Annotated in this window: 20 protein-coding genes; 6 read left to right on the plus strand and 14 right to left on the minus strand. The window is 61.9% G+C overall.

Annotated features, from left to right (window positions below):
• Positions 1-109: 109 nt before the first annotated feature.
• From infA to NCR40_RS16170, 6 genes are all read right to left on the minus strand, one after another.
• Complete coding sequence (infA, locus tag NCR40_RS16145) at positions 110-376, minus strand: translation initiation factor IF-1 (protein WP_244828391.1); 267 nt, start codon at positions 374-376, stop codon at positions 110-112.
• A gap of 544 nt (positions 377-920) precedes the next feature.
• Positions 921-1898 (minus strand): magnesium/cobalt transporter CorA, encoded by a 978-nt coding sequence (corA, locus tag NCR40_RS16150; protein WP_244829707.1) that lies wholly within the window; start codon positions 1896-1898, stop codon positions 921-923.
• A gap of 174 nt (positions 1899-2072) precedes the next feature.
• Positions 2073-2513, minus strand: coding sequence for a bactofilin family protein (locus NCR40_RS16155; RefSeq protein ID WP_244828389.1), 441 nt, complete (start codon positions 2511-2513; stop codon positions 2073-2075).
• 63 nt (positions 2514-2576) lie between these two features.
• The gene (locus NCR40_RS16160) at positions 2577-2933 is read right to left on the minus strand and encodes a hypothetical protein (protein ID WP_244828388.1); all 357 of its coding nucleotides are present in this window, start codon (positions 2931-2933) and stop codon (positions 2577-2579) included.
• Entirely contained in the window at positions 2920-3903 is a 984-nt protein-coding gene (locus NCR40_RS16165; RefSeq protein ID WP_250509954.1) for a M23 family metallopeptidase, read from the minus strand. Before NCR40_RS16165 ends, NCR40_RS16160 begins: the two co-directional genes overlap by 14 nt.
• Positions 3904-4110: 207 nt before the next feature.
• Positions 4111-5073 carry a LysR family transcriptional regulator gene (locus NCR40_RS16170; protein ID WP_250466796.1) on the minus strand — a complete coding sequence of 321 codons (963 nt, stop codon included), beginning with the start codon at positions 5071-5073 and terminating at the stop codon, positions 4111-4113.
• 192 nt (positions 5074-5265) lie between these two features.
• On the opposite strand from NCR40_RS16170, the gene NCR40_RS16175 reads away from it, so the two are divergent.
• The 3 genes from NCR40_RS16175 to NCR40_RS16185 all read left to right on the plus strand — a co-directional run bounded on the left by NCR40_RS16175 (position 5266) and on the right by NCR40_RS16185 (position 8343).
• Complete coding sequence (locus tag NCR40_RS16175) at positions 5266-6813, plus strand: CoA-acylating methylmalonate-semialdehyde dehydrogenase (protein WP_502800988.1); 1548 nt, start codon at positions 5266-5268, stop codon at positions 6811-6813.
• 13 nt (positions 6814-6826) lie between these two features.
• Positions 6827-7720, plus strand: a complete 894-nt coding sequence (mmsB, locus tag NCR40_RS16180; protein WP_250509955.1) for a 3-hydroxyisobutyrate dehydrogenase — start codon at positions 6827-6829, stop codon at positions 7718-7720.
• 266 nt (positions 7721-7986) lie between these two features.
• Positions 7987-8343: a hypothetical protein gene (locus NCR40_RS16185; protein WP_250509956.1), complete on the plus strand. Its 357-nt coding sequence runs from the start codon at positions 7987-7989 to the stop codon at positions 8341-8343.
• Positions 8344-8413: 70 nt separating this feature from the next.
• On the opposite strand, the gene NCR40_RS16190 is transcribed toward NCR40_RS16185, so the two are convergent.
• From NCR40_RS16190 to glgC, 4 genes are all read right to left on the minus strand, one after another.
• A complete protein-coding gene (locus tag NCR40_RS16190) occupies positions 8414-9850 on the minus strand; it encodes a dihydrolipoyl dehydrogenase (RefSeq protein ID WP_250509957.1) in 1437 nt (478 codons plus the stop codon).
• Positions 9851-9914: 64 nt separating this feature from the next.
• Positions 9915-10715, minus strand: a complete 801-nt coding sequence (locus NCR40_RS16195; RefSeq protein ID WP_250509958.1) for an SDR family oxidoreductase — start codon at positions 10713-10715, stop codon at positions 9915-9917.
• A gap of 58 nt (positions 10716-10773) precedes the next feature.
• Positions 10774-12237: a glycogen synthase GlgA gene (glgA, locus tag NCR40_RS16200; RefSeq protein WP_250509959.1), complete on the minus strand. Its 1464-nt coding sequence runs from the start codon at positions 12235-12237 to the stop codon at positions 10774-10776.
• Positions 12238-12274: 37 nt separating this feature from the next.
• Positions 12275-13549, minus strand: a complete 1275-nt coding sequence (gene glgC / locus NCR40_RS16205; RefSeq protein WP_244828377.1) for a glucose-1-phosphate adenylyltransferase — start codon at positions 13547-13549, stop codon at positions 12275-12277.
• Positions 13550-14000: 451 nt separating this feature from the next.
• Between glgC and pdxY the strand changes: the two genes are divergently transcribed.
• Both pdxY and NCR40_RS16215 read left to right on the plus strand, forming a co-directional pair.
• On the plus strand, positions 14001-14879 hold the full coding sequence (gene pdxY / locus NCR40_RS16210; RefSeq protein ID WP_244828375.1) for a pyridoxal kinase PdxY: 879 nt from the start codon (positions 14001-14003) through the stop codon (positions 14877-14879).
• 115 nt (positions 14880-14994) lie between these two features.
• Positions 14995-15954: an MBL fold metallo-hydrolase gene (locus NCR40_RS16215; RefSeq protein WP_250509960.1), complete on the plus strand. Its 960-nt coding sequence runs from the start codon at positions 14995-14997 to the stop codon at positions 15952-15954.
• A 30-nt stretch (positions 15955-15984) separates the two neighbouring features.
• Here the strand turns inward: NCR40_RS16215 and NCR40_RS16220 are convergent, their stop codons facing one another.
• A complete protein-coding gene (locus tag NCR40_RS16220; protein WP_250509961.1) occupies positions 15985-16467 on the minus strand; it encodes a hypothetical protein in 483 nt (160 codons plus the stop codon).
• A gap of 511 nt (positions 16468-16978) precedes the next feature.
• Here NCR40_RS16220 and NCR40_RS16225 point away from each other — a divergent pair.
• The gene (locus tag NCR40_RS16225; protein ID WP_250509962.1) at positions 16979-18316 is read left to right on the plus strand and encodes a glycosyltransferase family protein; all 1338 of its coding nucleotides are present in this window, start codon (positions 16979-16981) and stop codon (positions 18314-18316) included.
• 19 nt (positions 18317-18335) lie between these two features.
• On the opposite strand, the gene NCR40_RS31305 is transcribed toward NCR40_RS16225, so the two are convergent.
• From NCR40_RS31305 to NCR40_RS16235, 3 genes are all read right to left on the minus strand, one after another.
• On the minus strand, positions 18336-18467 hold the full coding sequence (locus tag NCR40_RS31305) for a hypothetical protein (protein ID WP_284503858.1): 132 nt from the start codon (positions 18465-18467) through the stop codon (positions 18336-18338).
• A gap of 151 nt (positions 18468-18618) precedes the next feature.
• On the minus strand, positions 18619-19446 hold the full coding sequence (locus NCR40_RS16230; RefSeq protein ID WP_250509963.1) for a shikimate dehydrogenase family protein: 828 nt from the start codon (positions 19444-19446) through the stop codon (positions 18619-18621).
• A 431-nt stretch (positions 19447-19877) separates the two neighbouring features.
• Entirely contained in the window at positions 19878-21596 is a 1719-nt protein-coding gene (locus NCR40_RS16235) for a SulP family inorganic anion transporter (RefSeq protein WP_250509964.1), read from the minus strand.
• Positions 21597-21669 lie beyond the last annotated feature (73 nt).

The following is a 21669-nucleotide window of genomic DNA, read 5'->3' on the forward strand; positions in this document are numbered from 1 at the left end:
GCGGCCGCGTCGAAGTTGTGAAGATCCGCTCAAGGTAATGCACGCGTTTGCCGCGGATCGGGCGGGCGCGTTCCTGATCAAACCGTTACCGCATGTACGACGTTCCTGCTTAACGACGGCGCATCGGCGCACGCGGGCCGCCGCTGCCTGCGCGTTCGTCCTTGTGCCGGAAGTTGATGCGGCCCTTGGTCAGGTCGTACACCGACAATTCCAGCGTCACGCGGTCGCCCGCGAGAATACGAATGTGGTTTTTGCGCATGCGGCCCGAGGCGTATGCGCCCACGACGACGCCATTGTCCAGCGTCACGCGGTAGCGACTGTCGGGAAGCACTTCATCAACGATACCGTCGAGTTCGAGTAGTTCTTCTTTCGCCATATGGAGCTCCTGTTGAAGTAGTAATCATGGGTGCCGCGCCATTGCCACAGTGCCTCGCCGCGGAAGTCGCCAAAAAGGCGGGCGGCGCTGCACGGGCGTGGTCGCTGCAGGGCGGCGTGCATCGCAAACAAAGCGCGAAAGCGGTGCCCGACGCGCCCCTGACGATGAGCGCGCCGCGTCTCAATTCAGGCCCGAGAGCTTGACGGACAGAGGCCGGAACGACATGGCGGCTCGGAAGTGAGCGCCTGGCCGGCATGACCGGGACGGCGACATCGGCGTGGCCAAGACCGTGCAAGGACCTTGAATTTTTGCCGACGTGCGGTTGGTGCGGTACAGGTAAAGCTTAGAGTGAACGTGTCGAATGCGCGCTGGCAACAGTCTGGAGGAGATATGAGGCCGTTTCGCGTCAATTCAAGCTACCAGCTCAGAACCGGTGAGCCTGCCGACAGACCCTGAAGCGCCTCGCGCCGACACGTTCTGTTAGACAAATGAAATCGCGTTTTGGTTCCGTCTTGGCGCCAGGCGCGAGCTCTGCAAGACAGCATTATAGCCAACCTGCCTTCTTGAAGCGCCAATATAGTACTAAATCCACCGCTAGCATGACAGCGAGACACGCAGGATAGCCGTAAGCCCAGTCCAGCTCGGGTATGCGATGGAAGTTCATCCCATAGATGCCGGCGATCATGGTCGGTACGGCAAAGAGCGCGGCGAACGAACCGAGACGCTTGGTTACTTCGCTTTCCGAGAGCGCGATCAAGCCGAGATTCACCTGTATCGCGGTAACGATCATTTCGCGACGTCCTTCGATGGTCTTCACGATTCGCAACAAGTGATCGTACACATCGCGGAAATATTCCTGCATGCCCGCGCACACCCCCGGAGAGCGTCCGCCATACAGTTTGCTGACTGCTTCGAGCAACGGCGCCGTGTGATGTTGCAAGATCGTCATGCGGCGCTTGAGCGAATAGAGATCTTCGATGATCTCGCGCGAAGCCGTCGAGCCGTTCTGTTCGAAGATGCGCTCCTCGACTTCATCGAGTTCCGAGCCGAGCGATTCCAGCACGGGAAAGTAACGATCGACCACCGCGTCGAGCAGCGCGTACATCACGAACGCCGGACCGTGCTTGAGCAAATGCGGCTCGCGCTCGCAGCGCTTTCTGACTTCCTGAAAGCCTTGCGTTGTCCGGTTACGCACCGAGAGCACATAGTTCTTGCCGACGAATACGTTCATCTCGCCAACGAGCACTTCGCCTTCTTCATCGAACTCGACAGTGTGGAACACGGCGAATAGCGAATCGCCGTATTCCTCGATCTTCGGACGTTGATGGCCGTTTTGCGCGTCTTCAACCGCGAGTTCGTGCAAGCCGAACTGATGCGTCATGTGGGCGAGTTCGCCGGGACCAGGTTCCTTCAATGCAACCCAGATGAAAGAATCGGGCAGATCGCGATAAGCGTTGATATCGTCGATATGCACGTCCGCGAGCTTCCGGCCGTTTTGATAAGCCGCGCAATTGACCAGCATGGGGCGCCCTTGTTGTGTCGATGTCACGGGCCACGCGTCGATGGGCGCTCGGGCCGCGTCATGTACGAGCGACATGCGAGGGCGCGAGCGCGTGGCCTCTTCATCTCTCGAATCTTAGCGGAAATGCCTCGCCTTGCATGCTCGCTGTTTCCCTTGCTGCAAGAACGCGACGCCTTATTTCGCCGAGTAATCGAGTACGGGAATGGGTTCGGGCGCGGGCAACGTGGCGACGAGGCCGCCTTGCATCGAATCGAGCCGAGTCAGCTTGCCTTCTACGGTCGCGCCGACATCCATGCGCAACTTTTGATAGTAGATGTTGCCGTGCACGTGAGCGTTGGACTGAAGCTCGACGAAATTCGCGACGGTGACGTCGCCGACCACGCGTCCGTTGATGATCACATCGTGCGCGACGACGTTGCCGTGAATCGCGCCCTGATCGCTCACGACGAGCAGCGACTCGTCGCCCATGCGGCCCGTCACGTTGCCAGTGACCTGACCGTCCATGCGCAGGCCCTCGCTGAATTCGAGGTCGCCCGAGATATGAACGTTATGCGCGATGAGCGTGGCAAGCTTGGCTTGCTTCACGCCTTGAGTGTCTTTCTTCGATGAAAACATATCGAGTCCTTGCAATGCTGTTTGGATGTGACGAGCGACGCCGGCGGCGCGGCGAGAAGCGCATCAACGCTGTTTCTTGAGGAAGGCGAGATCGGTCTGTAATTTCTCGATCTGCGCGGTGGCCTGCGCCGCGCGTTGTTCGAGCGCCGTGCGCGTCGCGGCTTCCTGTTCGAGCGCGAATTGCGCATGCTGAAGTTGATCGCGCAACGTCTGTTCGGGGGCGGGCGGCGCGCACAGCACGTCGAGCTTGCGCGCCTGTTCGTGCGAAGTCTTGAGCGAATAGCCGGCAGCGCCGAGCGCGGCGATGGCGCAGACCGCGGCGATGACGCCCGGTACGAACGCGAGACTGCGCTTGGGCGTGAGCGAGTAGGTGTGGCGCGCGAGTTGCATCGACGCCCGTTTGGAATCAGCCTTGCGCATGAGCGATGCCCCTGAAAAGCATGAGATAGGGCTTCGGATTGATCTGCGCGCCATCGAGGATCACCTCGAAGTGCAGATGCGGTCCGGTCGAACGCCCCGTGGAACCGACTTCGGCGATCTCTTGTCCCGGCATCACGTACTCGCCCTGATGCACGAGCAGTTTCGATGCATGGCCGTAACGCGTGACGACGCCGTTGCTGTGACGGATATCCACCGCATTGCCATAGCCGGAATGCTCGCCGGCCTGGACCACGCGACCGCCCGCACTCGCGAGAATGGGCGTGCCCGTGGGCGCGACCAGATCCATGCCGGGATGGAAACTGAGCCTGCCGGTGAACGGGTCGAAGCGATTGCCGTAAGGCGAGCCGAAGTGCGAGCCCGGCGCGGGATCGCGGCCGGGGTAGGCCATGTAGGCAGCGTAGTGTGCAAAGGTCTTGTCCTGGAGCAGCGAGAGTTTGTCGCCGATACAGTCGATGATCTGCTCGGCGCGCTTCATGCGCTGCCGGGGCGAGCCGGTCGCGCTGCTGTTCATATCGCAAAGATGCGGCGGCAATTCGGGGCCGCCCGCGCCATCGAGTGCGGGGCCGCCTTCGTCGCTATCGGGCAGCGGCGGGACGTCGTGGACACCGGGTGCTCCGCCCTCGCCGCCGTTCGCGGCCTTGAGGTGAGCGTCGAAATCGTGCAGTTCGCCGACTTGCGCGGCAAGACTTTCCACGCGCGGCGCGAGTTCGATCAGCGAGGCATTGAGACGGCCGAGTTGTTCGATCTCGTAGGAATTGCGCGAGACGAGCGCGTGTTCCTCGCCGAGATGACTACGCCCGAAGATCGTGCCGATGGCAATGCCGAGCGCGAGCGCCGCGATGAGCAGCGCGATCAGCGCGACGACGGCGATTGCACGCGCGGTACGCGCTTCGACGAAGCGAATGCGCTTGCTCGATACCGATCGCCGTGACCAGATGACGAAAGCCATTAGCGAGACGCGCGAGCAGAACAGGCGTCGTGAGCCCGTGCGGATGGAAGCAGGATGGAACTAGGCGAAAGCATGAGGATAGGAGGATCGCGGCGCGGATCGAACATGGAAACCGGCCGGCGATTATGCCGCACGAATGCGCGTATTTGAGGTCTCGAATCAAAATGCTACGAATTCCGCTTTTTGCCTTATTTCTCTCGGAATTAATCAGGATGCCTTGACGTCGACCCACGTCATGTTCGAGTCGCTGCCCATGAGAAACGCGCGATTGGCGTCCGCTGCTTCGCGCAAGTAATCCCACACTGTCGTGATGCGTCTGAGCTTGCGCAAGTCCTCGCGGCAAGAAAGATAGAACGCCCGCGTCACTTCGACTTGCTCCGGCAACACCGCCACGAGTCGCGCATCCGGCGCGGCCATGAAGCACGGCAGGATGGCGAGCGCGCGGCCCTGCAACGCGGCGAAGTACTGCCCGATCACGCTCGTGCTGCGAAAACGCGAAACCGCGCCCGGCACCGCGCGCTCCAGATAGAGCAGCTCGTAGCTGAAGGCGAGATCGTCGATATAACTCGCGAAACGATGACGCGGCAGATCGTCCTTCGTCTGAATGCGCGGATGCGCGTCGAGATATTCGGCGGTGGCGTAGAGCTTGAGCCGGTAATCGCAGAGCTTCGTGTAGACGTACTGGCCTTGCTCCGGGCGTTCGAGTGTGACGGCGATATCCGCTTCGCGTTTCGAGAGACTCACGAAATGCGGCACGGGCAGCAGATCGATGGAGATGTTCGGATGCGCATCTTGAAAGCGCGCGAGTTGCGGCGCGAGAAAGAAGCAGCCGAAACCTTCCGTCGAGCCGACACGCACGTGGCCGGACAGCGCGTGGCCCGTGTTGGCGATCTGCTCGGTGGCGGACTGTACCGTGGTCTCGATCGAATCGACGAAACCGAGCAGATGTTGTCCTTCCGCCGTGAGGACGAAACCGCCACTGCGCGATTTATCGAAGAGCAGCGCGCCGAGTGCGTCTTCCAGCACGCGAATACGCCGCGCGACCGTCGTGTAATCCACGCCCAGCCGCTTGGCGGCGTGGCTCGCGCGCTGCGTGCGGGCAACTTCGAGGAAATAGCGCAGGTCGTCCCAGTTGAGTTTGCTTAGATCGAAGTTCGTGTGTTTTTGCATATCGATCGGGTGTTTTTATGGCGCGTCGATGGACTTTTGCATAACTATACTCAAGGGTACGAGTGCGCTGCATGACGGCGCGCCGATAACGATTCCGGAGACGACATGCTGATTCCCTTGCCGCTGGCCTTCTGGCGCGTCCCGTCGCTTCCGTTCGTCCTTTCTGCATGACATTCCAACAAGGAGACATTCGTGAATATTGCTGCTGAACATCCGGCTCAAGGCGCGGCTCGCGCAGACACGTCGACTCGCACGGCCAAATTGCTGATCGACGGCAAATTCATCGACTCGAAGACTGCGGATTGGCGTGATATCGTCAATCCGGCGACGCAGGAAGTCGTCGGCCGCGTGCCGTTCGCGACCAAGGAAGAAGTCGATGACGCCGTCACTGCCGCGCACAAGGCGTTTCAGACCTGGCGCACCACACCGCTCGGCGTGCGCATGCGCCTCATGCTGCGCTTTCAGGATTTGGTGCGGCAGAACCTGAAACGGGTGGCGCAGACGCTGACCGCCGAGCAAGGCAAGACGCTGGCCGATGCCGAAGGCGATATCTTCCGCGGCCTCGAAGTCGTCGAACATGCGTGTTCCATCAGCACGCTGCAACAGGGCGAGTTTTCGGAGAACGTCGCGGGCGGCGTGGATACCTACACGCTGCGCCAGCCGATTGGCGTCTGCGCGGGCATCACGCCTTTCAACTTTCCGGCCATGATCCCGCTCTGGATGTTCCCGATGGCGATCGTCTGCGGCAACACTTTCGTGCTGAAGCCATCGGAACAAGATCCGCTTTCGACCATGGAACTGGTCGAACTCGCGGTCGAAGCGGGCATTCCGCCGGGCGTGCTCAACGTTGTGCACGGCGGCAAGGAAGTGGTGGATGCCATCTGCACGCATCCGCTGATCCGCGCGATTTCCTTCGTCGGCTCGACGGCGGTCGGCACGCACGTGTACAACCTCGCAAGCCAGCACGGCAAGCGCGTCCAGTCGATGATGGGCGCCAAGAATCACGCCGTCGTCCTGCCCGACGCCAACAAGGAGCAGACGCTCAACGCGCTCGCGGGCGCGGGCTTCGGCGCGGCGGGACAACGCTGCATGGCGACCTCGGTCGCGGTGTTCGTGGGCGCGGCCAAGGACTGGGTGCCGGAACTCGTCGAACGCGCGCGCTCGCTCAAAGTCAACGGCGGGACGGAGCCGAATACGGATGTCGGGCCGGTTGTATCGAAGGCAGCGAAGGAACGCATCCTCGGGCTGATCGGCCAAGGCGTGGAAGAGGGCGCGACGCTCGCGCTCGACGGACGCGACGTGTCGATCGAAGGCTACGAGAGCGGTAACTTCATCGCGCCGACCATTTTCACGGGCGTCACCACCGAGATGACCATCTATAAGCAGGAGATATTCGGGCCGGTGCTATGCGTGCTGGAAGCGGCGACGCTCGAAGACGCGATCGAACTCGTGAACCGCAATCCGATGGGCAACGGCGTCGGCCTCTTCACGCAAAGCGGCGCGGCGGCGCGCAAGTTCCAGAGCGAGATCGATATCGGTCAAGTCGGCATCAACATTCCGATTCCGGTGCCGGTGCCCGCGTTCAGCTTCACGGGATCGCGCGGCTCGAAGCTCGGCGATCTCGGTCCGTACGGCAAGCAGGTCGTGCAGTTCTATACGCAGACTAAAACCGTGACCGCGCGCTGGTTCGACGACGCCACCGTCAACGACGGCGTCAACACGACCATCGCGTTGCGTTAAACAGGAGACAGCGATGCATATCGGCTTTATCGGACTCGGGCACATGGGTGGCCCGATGGCGGCGAATCTCCTCAAGGCCGGTCACGCGGTGACGGCGTTCGATCTTTCCGCGCCCGCGCTCGATGCGGCGAAAGCGGCAGGCGCGACGCTCGCCGCGCGCCCGAGCGACGCGGTGCGGGACGCGGAAGTGGTCATCACCATGCTGCCCGCCGCCGCGCACGTGAAGGCGGTCTATCTCGGCGATGACGGCGTGCTCGCGGGCGTCAAGGCAGGCGTTCCGCTCGTGGACAGCAGCACGATCGACCCGGCGACCGCGAAGTTCATCGGCGCGGCGGCGGCGAAGCACGGCAATCCGTTCGCGGACGCGCCGGTGTCCGGCGGCGTGGTCGGCGCGCAGGCCGGCACGCTCACCTTCATGGTCGGCGCGGAAGAAGCGCTTTTCGAAACCTTGCGTCCCGTGTTGGCGGGCATGGGTAAAAACATGGTGCGTTGCGGCGAAACCGGAACGGGCCAGATTGCGAAGATCTGCAATAACCTGCTGCTTGGTATTTCGATGATCGGCGTAGCCGAAGCAATGAAACTCGGAGAAACGCTCGGTATCGATCCTTCGAAACTGGCGAGTATCGTCAATACATCGACGGGGCGTTGCTGGAGTTCGGATACGTGTAATCCCTATCCGGGTATTGTCGAAACCGCGCCGGCTTCGCGCGGATATAGCGGGGGCTTCGGCGCGGATCTTATGCTCAAGGATCTCGGCCTCGCCGTCGATGCCGCGCGCGGCGCAAAACAGCCCGTCTTCATGGGCGCTCTGGCACAACAGTTGTATCAGTCGATGAGCCAGCAGGGATTAGGCGGACTCGACTTTTCGGGCATTATCAAGTTATACGGAAAAACCCAGGAGCGGTAACGCAGATTAAGCAATAGGTTAATTAGGCACGCACGTGCGTGCCTAATTCGTCTTAACGTAATAATCGCTTTATTAAGCTGCACTGCACCATGTCGCTTTAAACCCCTTACTGGGTGGAATCATCGGGATAACGATGATTCGCTTTCTCGAAAATTGTCCTATTCTGAAAGCACGACGCCCTTGTACTGTTAAAACACGGCTGCAATGGCGTTACTGGATGCAGGCGATTAGCCCGGCCTGTCGGGCGCTCAGACGAGGAGTACGCGATGCAAGTAACACGACACTTAAATATGGAACTGCGGCACGCCACACTGCCGACTTATGTAGCCAGCTACTTTTTCCCGTTGCTATTATTGGCATACGAAATCTGGCGAGTAGGGTCTTACGTTGCGGTCAATGGCTTTAATTTCATGAACTTCAACGCGATGGGCTATGAGTTCGCGCTGATGATCGCCGTGTTCGCCATGCAGGTCATCGTTGAAATTGCTTTCCTGGCGGGCGCGGTTTTGACGAAGCATAAGGACGTGGGGCATCGCGTTGCGAATTTGTCGCTGGGGCTGTTCTGTTCGCTCGTCGTGCTCGGTTTTGACCTTGCACTGCAATATGGCTTGAGCCAAAGCTAAATCACGCGTTCTTGCTCTGAGTCAAAAAGGGCCGGCTGCTTTTGCAGCCGGCCTTTCTCGTTTCAGGCGTTCAATAACCTGCGGCGCTGGGCAATCCCGGTGGCGTCTCCGAGCGTTCTTCATAGCACTTTCTATTCGCATCTTTTAACGCGGTGCGCAATCCTTCTTCGACAACCGGGTGATAGAAAGGCAGCTTCAGCGTTTCGTCCAGCGTCAAGTCGAGTTGCAATGCCCAGGCGAGTAAATGCCCGAGATGTTCCATCGCCGGGCCGCAGCCTTGCGCGCCGCGCAGCTTGCCGGTTTTGGCATCGGCGTAGATATGGAGAAGGCCGCGATTCTGCCGCATTACCCGACTGCGTCCTTGCGTCTCGAACGATACTTCGCCCGTCACCGTCATCTGCTTGTCGAGATCGTCGTAGGCTGCGCCGACGATCGCCACCTGCGGCTCGCAGAACACGATGGAAAAGGGCACCTTGCGCTTGACCGGCTTCACGTCCGGGAAGCGCGCGGCATTGTCGCCTGCGAGCTTGCCTTCGTCGGCGGCATCCTGTAGCCAGGGACGGGTGCCGTCGCAATCGCCTGCATTGAAAATCGCGCTCTTGCCGCATTGCATAGTGTTTTCGTCGAAGAGCGGAGCGCCCTTGTCGTTCAGCTCGATGCCCGTTTTGCCGAGGTCGAGCGGCTGCAGATTCGGCGCGCGTCCGGTCGCGGCGAGCACGAGATCGAAGCGCTCGATGCGCTCGTCGCCTTGGGGCGTCTTGAAGCGCAGCGTCGGTTGCCCGTCCATGAGCGACATTTCGTCGATCTTCGCATCCGCATCCAGATAGAACTCGTCGGCGAGCGCGGCGGCGAGCGCATCGCGCACGGGCGTGTCGCTGATCGCGCCGACGCCGCCGCCTTTCGCGAACATGAATATTTCGACGCCCAGCCGCGACAGCGCCTGTCCGAGTTCCAGCGCGATCGGTCCCGCGCCGAAGATGGCCATGCGCTTTGGGAACGTGTGCAGTTCGAACAGATCGTCGCTCGTGATGAGTTTGTCCTCGAAGACCTTCAACTCGTCGGGAATCACGGGCGCCGCGCCCGTCGCGATCACGATACTTTTCGCCTCGATGCGCGTCTCGTCGCTAACGACGAGCGTCGTCGGCCCGTCGAAGCGGGCGTGGCCGCGCAGGATCGACCCGTCGGGAAACGACTTCGTTTCCTCGATCACGCTATTCACGAAGTGATCGCGCTCGTGCCGCACATAGTCGAGCACGTGCGCGAAATTGGCATCGAGCGCATGCGTGCCTTCGATACCGCGCGGAGCCAGCGCGTGCGCGTCGTGCAGGCCATTCGCGGCGGCGAGCAAGAGCTTCGACGGCATGCAGCCGATGCGCGCGCACGTCGTTCCCAGTTCGCCGCTTTCGATCACGACGGCCTTCGCGCCAGCCTCGCTTGCCGCGCGAAACGCGGCGAGACCGGCCGTGCCCGCCCCGATCACGGCGACGTCTACTGTGATTGTCTTCATCGTATGTCCCGTTGGTTATGTGGTTGCGGCCCGCTGGCCTTCGTTTGTTGTCGGGACGAACACATCATCCGTTGTCGGCGAAACCGGGGCAAAGCGTCATGCCGCCGTCGACGAAGAGCGTCGTGCCGATGACGTAATCGCTGTCGTCGGAGGCGAGCCAGACCGCCGCGCGCCCGATGTCTTCCACTTCGCCGACGCGCCCATAAGGCACGAGCGTGAGCAGCCGGTCGAGCGCTTCCTGCGTGTCCCACGCGTCCTTGTTGATCGGCGTGCGGATGGCACCGGGCGCGATGGAATTGACGCGGATGCGCAGCGGCGCGACTTCCTGCGCGAGCGACTTCATCATCATCTGAATGCCGCCTTTCGACGATGCGTAGTTCACGTGCCCTGCCCACGGAATGATCTCGTGAACCGAACTCATGCAAATGATCTTGCCGAGCGCCTTCGACACCGGCCGCGGCCCGCGCCGCTGAAACTCGCGTACCGCGCGCTGCGCGGTGAGAAATTGCCCGGTCAGGTTCGTGTCGATAACCCGGCGCCAGTCGTCGAGCGTGAGTTCGGTGAACCTCGCGTCCTTTTGCAGGCCGGAGTTCGCCACGACGATATCCACCGTGCCATAGCGCTTGACGACGGCATCGAACATGGCGTCGGTTTCGTGTTCGTCGGAGACGTCGGCGGCGACGGCGAAGGCATCGCCGCCATTCGCCGTAATCTCGGCGGCGAGCTTTTCGGCGGGTTCCGCGTGCGAGTGATAGTTGATGGCGACTTTCGCGCCGGCATCGGCGAGCGACTGGGCGACACCCGCGCCGATGCCGGAACTCGCGCCCGTGACGAGCGCGATCTGGCCTTCGAGGGATCGTTGCATGAGCGTTTCCGTGTGATTTGCGTCACGTGGCGGCAAGCAAGGTGCGCGCCCGGCACGTTCACGCGCCGAGCACGCCCTGATAGACCTCCGCGTAGCGCAATGCCGCCGTCTCCCAGCCGAAGTTCTGCGTCATTGCGCGTTTGACGACGGTCTTCCACTCCGTGCGACGCGCTTTCAACGCGAACGCGCGCCGGATTGCACCGACGATCCCCGCGCGGTCGAAGACATCGAAGGTAAAGCCGGTCGCGAGTTCATCCGCGAGATTTTCCAGCGAGCAATCGACAACCGTATCCGCAAGCCCGCCCACGCGATGCACGAGCGGCGGCGCGCCATACGACAGCGCATAAAGCTGCGTGAGTCCGCAAGGCTCGAAACGCGACGGCACCATGACGACATCGCTGCCCGCGATGATCGAATGCGAGAGCGTTTCGTCGAAACCCAGTTCGACGGCCACCGCGCCCGGATGCGCGAGCGCCGCGTTCTTCATGCCGGTTTCGAGCGCCGGGTCGCCCGTGCCGAGCACGACGAGCTGGCCGCCGCGCTGCACGATATCCGGCACGGCGGAAAGCAGCAGGTCGAGACCCTTCTGCTCGGTCAGGCGGCTGACGACACCGAAGAGCAGGGCGTCGTCATCGCGCGTGAGGCCCATGCGCTCCTGCAAGGCGGCTTTGCATTTGCTTTTCGCCGATGGCTTCGCGGCCGTGTAGCGCGACGCGATGGAGTCATCGACGGCAGGGCTCCAGATCGAATAATCGACGCCGTTCAGAATCCCGGTGATGTCGTGGGTACGCGACTGCAACAGGCCATGCAGACCCGCGCCGTGGGCTTGCGTCTGGATCTCGCGGGCGTAAGTCGGACTCACCGTGGTGATGCGGTCCGCGTAGTAAAGCCCGGCCTTCAGAAACGAGACATGGCTGTAGAACTCGACGCCATCGACCGCGAAAAAGTCGCCCGGCAATTGCAGCGCGCCGAACTCGGACGCGGGAAAGACGCCCTGATACGCAAGGTTGTGCACCGTCATCACCGTGGCGACGCGCGGCGCGCCTTCACGCTCGAACGCGCGCATGTAGGCGGGCGCGAGGCCCGCATGCCAGTCGTGCGCGTGCACGATCTGCGGCTGCCAAGCGGGATCGGCGCCGCCAGCGATACGTGCCGCGCTCCAGCCGAGCAGCGCGAAGCGCCGGTCGTTGTCCGCATACGGGCGATGCGCGGCATCGAGATAAGGATTGCCCGGACGGTCGTAAAACTGGTCGGCCCGCACGACGTAGACGATTACGCCATGCGGCTGCAACACACCGCGTTCGAGCCGCACATTGCCGGCACCGAACGCAGCGCCCAGATCCGCGACGGGCTCGATGCCGGTGAGACCTTCGAGCACGGCGGGAAAGCCCGGCAGCACCACGCGCGCGTTCGTGCCCAGTTGCGATTGCGCCGGCGGCAGCGCCCCGACTACGTCGGCGAGGCCGCCGGTTTTCAACAGCGGAAACATTTCTGCTGCAACATGCAGCACGCACACGGTCATCGGCGCTCCCGTAGGTTGAGTTGACTACTTTGTGGCTTCAACGATCCGCGAGCCGCTGCAACGCTTCGCGCGTGACGAGCGTGACGCCGGACTCCGTGCGGAAAAAGCGCGCGGCATCGTCGTCCGGATCTTCGCCGATCACGAGACCTTCCGGTACCGTGCAACCGCGATCGATCACCACGCGCTGCAATCGGCAGCTCGGTCCTATCGTCACCTGAGGCAACAAGACTGCCTCATTGATGTTACAGAACGAGTGCACCCGCACCGCCGACGAGAACACCGACTTCGAAACTTGCGATCCTGAGATCACGCAGCCGCCGCAGACGAGCAGATTGGTGATCGCGCCTTGCTGGCCGTTGAGATCGCGCACGAACTTGCCTGGTGGCAACTGTTCCTGATTGGTCCAGATCGGCCATTTGCGGTCGTACAAATCTAGCTCGGGGATGGTCGATGCAAGGTCGAGGTTTGCGGCCCAGTAGGCATCCACGGTGCCGACATCGCGCCAGTAAGCGGGCGCTTCGGGATCGGCGCTGGAGGTCACGCACGACATGCTGAACGGATGCGCGATGGCCGTGCCGCTCGTCACCACGCGCGGAATGATGTCCTTGCCGAAGTCGTGATCCGTGTTCGACGCGGCGATGTTCTCTTCGAGCAGGTGATAAAGATACTTCGCGCTGAACACGTAGATGCCCATGCTCGCGAGCGCCACGTCGGGCTTGCCGGGCATGGCGGGCGGATCGGCGGGCTTCTCCAGGAAGTCCGTCACGCGGCGATTTTCATCGACATGCATCACGCCGAAGGCGGTCGCGTCCATGCGCGGCACTTCGATGCAGCCGACGGTGCAATCCGCGCCGCTCTCCACGTGGTCGAGCACCATGCGCGTGTAATCCATCTTGTAGATGTGATCGCCCGCCAGCACGATGATGAACTCCGGCGCAATCGACCGGATGATGTCGAGGTTCTGGAACACGGCGTCGGCCGTGCCGCGATACCAGCTCGAATCGACGCGCTGCTGCGCCGGCCAGATATCGATGAACTCGTTGAACTCGCCGCGAAGGAAACCCCAGCCGCGCTGAAGATGGCGCAACAGCGAGTGAGCCTTGTATTGCGTGACGACGGCGATACGGCGGATGCCCGAGTTGAGGCAGTTCGATAAAGCGAAATCGACGATGCGGTACTTGCCGCCGAAATGCACGGCAGGTTTGACGCGCCTGTCGGTAAGCGGTCCGAGACGAGTGCCGCGCCCTCCGGCGAGGACGATTGCCAGGGTCGACTTTTGCAAATCGGTGCGATTCTTTGACGACGTCTCCATGTCAGCTCCTGATTTGACCTGCGACTAGTGAATTGATGCTGCTCTCTTGTTCGTCCTCGTATGCTGGCGGCGCGCGAGCTCGCTGGCTCGGGGTAGGTCCATGAGTTCGCGCGCACGAACAGGGTGGAAGCATTATCCGGTGCGCGTCGGCATTCGTGTACCGATGTCGCTCTTTTTTTGTTCCACCGATCCGCGCTGCCGCGCGCAGTGCACGGAAATGCTGGCGGCATTTTCGAGCAAACAGCGTGCCGAACGCCCGTGCGGCGGCCTTCTCGGGTGTTGCAGTTGCGCAATTTATCGTGCGTGGACGATGCCGCGGTGCGTTAAGGCACGGCACAATACGGCTATGCAAGCTTCGCGATCAACACGCAAACGCTTGCGAGCACGAAGAGAAGCCGCATGCCATGCGGCATTCTCCTGACCGAACAAGCCGCACCCGGGAATCAAAAACATGAACAACGTCCTGAGTATCCAGTCGCATGTGGTGTTCGGCCACGCCGGCAATAGCGCGGCGGTTTTCCCAATGCGCCGTCTCGGCGTCAACGTCTGGCCGCTCAACACGGTGCAGTTCTCCAATCACACGCAATATGGCCGCTGGACCGGAAGCGTGGTCGACGCCGACGAGCTTCAGAGCGTGATCGAAGGTATCGGCGCGATCGGCGTGCTCGGTCGCTGCAACGCCGTGCTGTCGGGCTTTCTCGGCGCGACCGAGCAAGGCCGCGCGGTGGTCGAGATCGTGAAGATGGTGAAGGCGGTGAATCCGCGCGCGCTCTTCTTTTGCGATCCGGTCATGGGCGTGACGGGCGGCTGCACGGTGGCGCCGGGCATCGAAGACTTCCTCGTGACGACCATGCCCGAAGTCGCCGATGCCATGATGCCCAATCACCTCGAACTCGAAAAGCTCGCGGGCCGGCCGATCGAGACGGTGGAAGAAGCCGTCGATGCCTGCCGCGAAGTCATCGCGCGCGGGCCGCGCACGCTGCTCGTCAAGCATCTGCTCGACCGCAACAGTCGCGCCGATACCTTCAACATGCTGGCCGTGAACGCGCACGAAGCGTGGTTCGCGCAGCGTCCGCTGTATCCGTTCGCGCGTCAGCCAGTGGGCGTCGGCGATCTGACGAGCGGTGTGTTCGTCGCGCGCACCTTGCAGGGCGATTCCTTGCGCCACGCGCTCGAACACACGCTCGCGGCCGTCAACGCGGTGGTGAAGACGACTTACGATGCAGGGCGTTACGAGCTGGAGATCGTCGCCTCGCAGGACGAGATCGCAAAGCCCACCGACTGGTTTCCGGCCATTCGCGTGTCGGGCACCGAGATGGCGCGGCGATAGTCCGGCCACGCGCCCCGTATTTACCCTTGGTTGGCTGACAGGACGCGCGGTTGCTTTTGACAAGCCGCCAGATGGGCGTCGATGATTCACCGACCCTCACTCATGGAAGCGCGACATGGCAAAGGCTTTCGCATCCCAGGCGGACCTGGAAGAGAAGAAGATCACCTTCACGCAGCTCTCCGAGAACGCCTGGGCCTATACGGCAGAAGGCGATCCGAACTCGGGCGTGATCGTCGGCGACGACGCCGTGCTGATCGTCGATACGACCGCGACGCCCTCAATGGCGCAGGATCTGATCGCGAAGATTCGCAGCGTCACCGACAAGCCGATCAAGTACGTCGTGCTGTCGCACTATCACGCGGTGCGCGTGCTGGGCGCATCGGCGTATTTCGCGGAAGGCGCGCAGCAGGTCATCGCGAGCCGTGGCACGTACGAGATGATCGTCGAGCGCGGCGAGGCGGACATGAAGTCGGAGATCGAGCGCTTTCCGCGCCTCTTCGCAGGCGTCGAGACGGTGCCGGGCCTGACATGGCCCACGCTCGTGTTCGATCGCGAGATCACGCTCTGGCTAGGCAAGCTTGAAGTGCGCATCGCGCATCTCGGCGCGGGTCACACGAAGGGCGATACGGTCGTATGGCTGCCATCGCAGGACGTGCTGTTTTCGGGCGATCTGGTCGAATACGACGCCGCGTGTTATTGCGGCGATGCCCAGCTCGCGCAATGGCCCACGACGCTCGAAGCCTTGCGCGCGCTGAATGCGCGGAAGCTCGTGCCGGGCCGTGGCCCCGCGTTGCTCACGCCTCAAGATGTGCACAAGGGTCTCGACTACACGAAGGACTTCGTCACGATACTGCTTGCCGCCGGGCGCGAAGCCGTTGCGCAACGACTCGACCTCAAGGGCGCGATGGCGCTCGCACGCAAGTCGATGGACCCGAAGTTCGGCCACGTCTTCATCTACGAGCATTGCCTGCCTTTCGATGTCTCGCGCGCCTTCGACGAAGCGAGCGGGATCACGCATCCGCGTATCTGGACCGCCGAGCGCGACAAGGAAATGTGGACCGCGTTGCAGGAATGATGCGCGCGGCCGTTCGCGTTTGGTCGTCAATCACGCGGTCGCGGCGGCTGCGGCCATTGCCTTGAAGTTCTCCGGCGTGGCGAATGCGAGGTACTGCGCCTGCATGTCGGGCGTGAGGAATTCGAGCATCGTCGAGTTTTCGATCCATAGTTCGATCACGTCGAAGAAATTGCGGCCGCGCATGCAGCGCACCGCGCGCCAGCCTTCGCGTTCGCCGATGGCGATCACTTGCGCCGCGTCCATCTGCGTGGCAATCGCCATATGAAACGCGCTGTATTGCGGACGGTCGACCTTGCCCGCGCCAAAACTCACGCTGGTTTCCGCGCCGCCGCCGGGCCTGATGACGCGATCGCCCGGATAGACTTCGATGATGCTGCCGCGGTCATCGCCGGCGACGGCCATCCACGAGTCGGGAAACGATGGAAACGGCGCGGCGAAACCGTTCCAGAGTTCGGCGAGCACGTTGGCGACGTGTTGTGGATCGCGGGCGGGAATGGATGCGTGGTAGATCATCGCGAAGGTCTCCGGTGGCTTTGAGGAAGATCGACGGCGATGCTTTCATGCTTCGCAAGTGGCTGTCAATTGGCACTGCTACGAAGCGCGGATGAGTGCTTAATTTTGGCGTTATCTTGTCACTAAGCGCTGATAGAAAACGCTTGAAGTGTCTGAGGAAAATCCGTCGATTAGTTAGCAAGACAGACGGATAAAAAAATGCCGCCCGGGGTAGGCGGCGAGAGCGCGTCCAGTTGAAATCCCGTTAGGGTGAACGCGTGAGGAGACAACATTGAGGAGTATGGCAAACGCCCGGGCGGCGCTCAACCTCGATTCGGAAGCACACCATTTCATGGTCGCCGTGATTCCGTTCAAGCTGAAACCTCGTCGTCGCCGGGTTCATTGCTTGAGTAAGCGCTTCGGAACGATGTGCATCATCGTTGCGCTTTCAAACATATCTTTGCGTTTCTGAACGCGCGCAACGCCATGCGTTGGCTACACTGATAATCCGCTTCGTTTCCACGCTTCATTCATGCCTTGTCTGCTCGTTGATTCATTCGATTTCAAGCAGTATCCCGACGCGAACCACGCACTCAAGCACGCTTTGGAAATACGTGATTCCGGCGATTGGGCGTTGCTCGAGCACTTCTGTGCAAACGCGCTGCAGTGCTTTCCTGGCGATGTCGAACTGTCCTGGCAACTCAGTCATAGTCACTGGATGCGGCATGACTGCATGAAGGCCGAAGCGGTCATGCGCGATGCCGCAAGGCTGCATCCGGACAACGGTCTCGTCACGGGCGCGATCGCGATGTATCTGAACGAAGAGGCGCGTTATGAGGAAGCGGAAGCGCTTTACCGCCAGGCTATCGCGCAGAGTCCAAATGCGCCGCATCTCCCGATTGATCTAGCCGATCTCGAATTGCGTCGCGGCGCGTGGCGTGACGGCTGGACGCGCTTCGAACATCGTTTGACTAACCCGCATCATGGCGACAAAAGCGTCGTCACCCGCTTGGAACGTGAAGCGCCGCGCTGGCGCGGTGAATCGCTCGCGGGAAGGCGCGTGGTTGTGTATAGCGAGATCGGTCATGGCGACGATATCCAGTTCGTGCGTCTATATCCGCGATTCGCAGAGTTGGTGCGCGCGCACGGCGGCGAGCCGATGCTGGCCGTGCGCCACGTCCTTCACTCGCTCATCGAGCGTGTCGTGCCTGATTGCGTGCTGGTCGCGGAACATGCATTCAGCGGCTGCGATTACTCCATACCCATGATGAGCATGCCGTTCTGGCTAGGCTTGATGCCGGCGGAAATCGAGGGCCGCGCGTATCTGCATGCCGATGCGGAACGCGTTGCGGCGTGGCGCTGCTTGCTCGAAGAAGAAGGCGCCGATAACTTGCGTGTCGGCATCGTCTGGGCGGGCAGTCCGACGCATCGGCGCGATGGTCAACGCAGCATTCCCGTCGATGCGCTTGCGCCGCTTTGGCGTCTGTCGAACGTGACGTTTTATCCGGTTGCTCCCGGCCGCGATGGCGATATCGCAAAGATGCGCGCGGCAGGTGCGTGTGTCGTCGAGGTTGCGCAGCGCTATCGAGACAATTTTCATGACTCCGCTGCATTGCTCACGGCGCTGGACGTATTGGTGACTATCGATAGTTCGCCCTTGCATCTCGGTGGCGCGCTTGGGCGGCCGGTGCTGGCGATGATCGATCTTGCATCGCACTGGTGTTGGGGAACCGGCGAGACGCAGCCGTGGTACGACTCGGTGCAACTGCTGCGTCAGCATGCGGCGGGCGACTGGCGGCCCGTTGTGGAACGCGTTGCGGATGAACTGGCGCAACGCGTCCGCATCCATCAAAGGACGGCGGGCAAATGAGTCGACCCGCCGTTGCCGCTCATGAGCACTCGTGGGCAGGCATGGGCCGCGCATAGCCGCGCTGGGCGGAATGGATGGTGGTCACGCACTGACCGTCTTGCGGTTCAAGCGCGCTGTCGATATCGCGCTTGGCGCCGTCGTGCGTCTTCATGCTGTAGCGACTCTCGCGGTGCGCTTCGGGCTGCTGTCGAAGAGGCCGTTGAGATCGGCACGCGCTTCGGAAGGAAGCGAATGCGCGGCCGTCAAAGTGCAGTAAGGATCATGGAATCAAAACCGGAAGCCTTTATTCGGCTGGCGCGGCCTCAGCGCTTCAACAGATAGTCCAAGATTTTGTCGCACACGCGCCCGAACATTTGCGTGCCGGTGACGGTGCGGCAACCTTGCGCGCGCGCCGCTTCGATGAACGGCGTAAGCGGCGGCTTCGTGACGACATCGCCGACGAAAGTCTTTGCATCGAGCTTCGATACATCGATTGGCAGCGGATCGCCTTCGCGCATTCCGGCAGGCGAGGCATTCACGACGATGTCGAAGTTCTCCGCGCCCGAGTCGCTATCGACGCTCACGGCGCCGCGACCCAGACTCGCTAAACGCGAGGCGAGGGATTTGGTGCGCGCGGCATCGAAATCGCGGACAGCGAGCGATGCGACGCCCGCATTAACCAACGCATGACCGATTGCCGATCCCGCTCCGCCCGCGCCGATTAGAAGCGCGCGTTTTCCTTGCGGATCGCAGCCTGCGTCGCCAAGGGCCGCGACCATCGCGGCGCCGTCGGACATGCCGCCGTGCCAGGAGCCGTCCGCGTTGCGTCTTAGCATGTTGGCCGCTCCGAGGAACGCGGATTCTTCCGCGAGCGACGCGCAAAAGCCAGCGGCGCTGAACTTGTGCGGCACGGTGATGATGACGCCATCGACGTTTTGCATTGGCGTGACGCCGGCGAAGAAAGCGGCGAGGTCGGCAGGTGCGACGTGAGCCGGGATCACGATTGCATCGTGTCCTGCCTTGCGCAAGGCGGCGGTCACGCCGGAGGGCGAACGTACCTGCGCAATGGGATCGCCGACGATGAAGTAGAGGCGAGTTGCGCCGCTTAAGCCCGCATCGAGCGATGCGGAGAAGGATGTGTCCTGCGCCATGCTTTGAATGTCTCCTTTGTGCGCTTCGGTCGGGGGACGTTGCGCGGATGGGTGTCTTAGCTCAAAAGCGTTGATGAACTGTAGTCTAAATTAGAATTGGATTCAATCTTCTGTCTGCGTTGGCAACTAACGGTCTTCGATTTTGGCTTACTTGGAATCCGCAAGGTGAGTGGTCGGAGGAAGTGCCTAATGGCTCTCAGCGCCAGCGTGGACAAAGTGCATGCAGTATGCAACTTGCGGGTGCCTAAAATACAAAATCCAATGCAAAACGAGTGTGAAAGTGCTGAAACCGAAACCGAAGCCGAGCGCCGAGCGCCGAATGCCGAATGCCGAATGCCGAATGCCGAATGCCGCAGCCGCAGCCGCAGTCGCAGCCAGATGCTGAAGCCGAACCCCGAGCCCTGAGTCCTATGTGCCGAACGCGCCGCACCTCAAAGCGCCCCTGCTTCATGCGCCTCGGCACTCACCCCCGCAGCCGCAAGCGCCTCGTGCAGCGTCGCGAATACATTGGACTTGCCGATCACTTCCGTTAGTCCATGCCGATCCATGTCGAGCCGAAGAAACGGATTCACTCGTCCAAAGATCATCGCGATATCGTGATGCCGCACGCTTGCGACTAAATCGCTCAACGTGCGCGCGGCCGAGTAGTCCAGATCGGTGATCGCGCCGGCATCGACGACAAAATGACGTAGTTCAAGAGGCGCCGCATCGATCAACTGCTTCACTTCCGCCGCGAAGAGATGATCGTTCGCATAAAACAGATCGGCGCCGAACCGATACACGATCAAGCCAGGCGCGGTGACGACGCCGGGACGCGTCGGTACGAACTGCCATCGGCGGTCCGGCGCGACGGGCGCGAGTACCATCGTATGCGGACGATAGCTGTGCCGCACATGCCGCATCAGCGACAACGCCACGGCAAGCAAGATGCCATGCTCGACCCCGATCAGAACGACCGCCGCCGCCGTGATCAGCGCCAGCGTGAACTCTCCCGGACTCTCGCGCCGAATGGCCTGCAGGCTTTGCACATTGACGAGCCCGACGGCGATGGTGAAGACAATCGCGGCAAGCACGCAATGCGGCAGGTACTGCAAAAAGCCGCTCAAAAACATCAAGACGACGACCACCACCGCCGCGAAGGTGAGTTGCGCGATCTGGCTGCGTGCGCCGGCGCGATCGGCCATCGCTGTCTGCGTCGGGCTGCCGTTGACCACGAAGGCGCCGCTGAACGCGGCAGCCGCATTCGCGGCGGCGAGGCCGAGCAAGTCGCCGTTGGTATCGGCGGACTCGTGGTGCTGCTGTGCGAAGACGCGCGCCGCGGCCGCGCTTTGCGCCACGATCATCACGAAGCACGACGCCGCCACGGGCACGAGATCGAGAAACTGCTGCCACGTGACGTGTGGCACGCGCAGCGGCGGCAATCCGCCTGCGACCGGGCCAAGTACCGCGATGCCGTGGGCCGCGAACCCGAACGTCTTGCTCGCGAGGATGCTGCCGATGACCGCGACGAGCGGTATCGGCACGCGCGGCCAGATACGTCTGAAGCCGAGTATCGCGACGATCACGAGTAACGAGAGAGCGAGCGTCGGCAAGTTCGCTTCGACGATATGGTCGACAACATACCAAAGCTGCGCAAGACTGCGCGACGACGGCACCGGCACGGTCATGCCGAGGATATCGCCGAGCATGGCGATCGACACCTGTATGCCGACGCCCGCCAGGAAACCGGCCAGCACCGTGCGCGAAAGGAAATCGGCGAGAAAGCCGAGCCTGAAGAGCCGTGCGAGCAGCAACAACGCGGCAGTCAGCAGCGCGACCATGCTTGCCAGTTCGACATATTCGGCGCTCGCCATCGGCGCGATGGTCGATACGCGGCTCGCGAAAATCGTGGCGGTGGCGGAATCCGCGGCCACCACGAGATGGCGCGATGCCCCGAACAACGCGAACGCGGCGAGCGGAATGAATGCGGTATACAAACCTGTAACCGCAGGCATGCCGGCAATGCGCGCATAGCCCAAGACTTGCGGGATATCCATCGATGCGAGCGAAAGCCCCGCAAGAATGTCGCGTCCCGCAGCGAGCCGGTCGATCGGCAAGATGCCTTTCAGGAAACGCGGCGGCACGGGAGGTCGCGGAGTTGAATCTTGCATGCGTTATACCGGTCGCGGGAAGAGCGCATCGTGCCCCATGACGGCCGCAATGCCAAGCGGCTTGATCACTCAC

It is taken from the genome of Caballeronia sp. GACF4 (genome assembly GCF_023631025.1).
GTDB lineage: Bacteria > Pseudomonadota > Gammaproteobacteria > Burkholderiales > Burkholderiaceae > Caballeronia.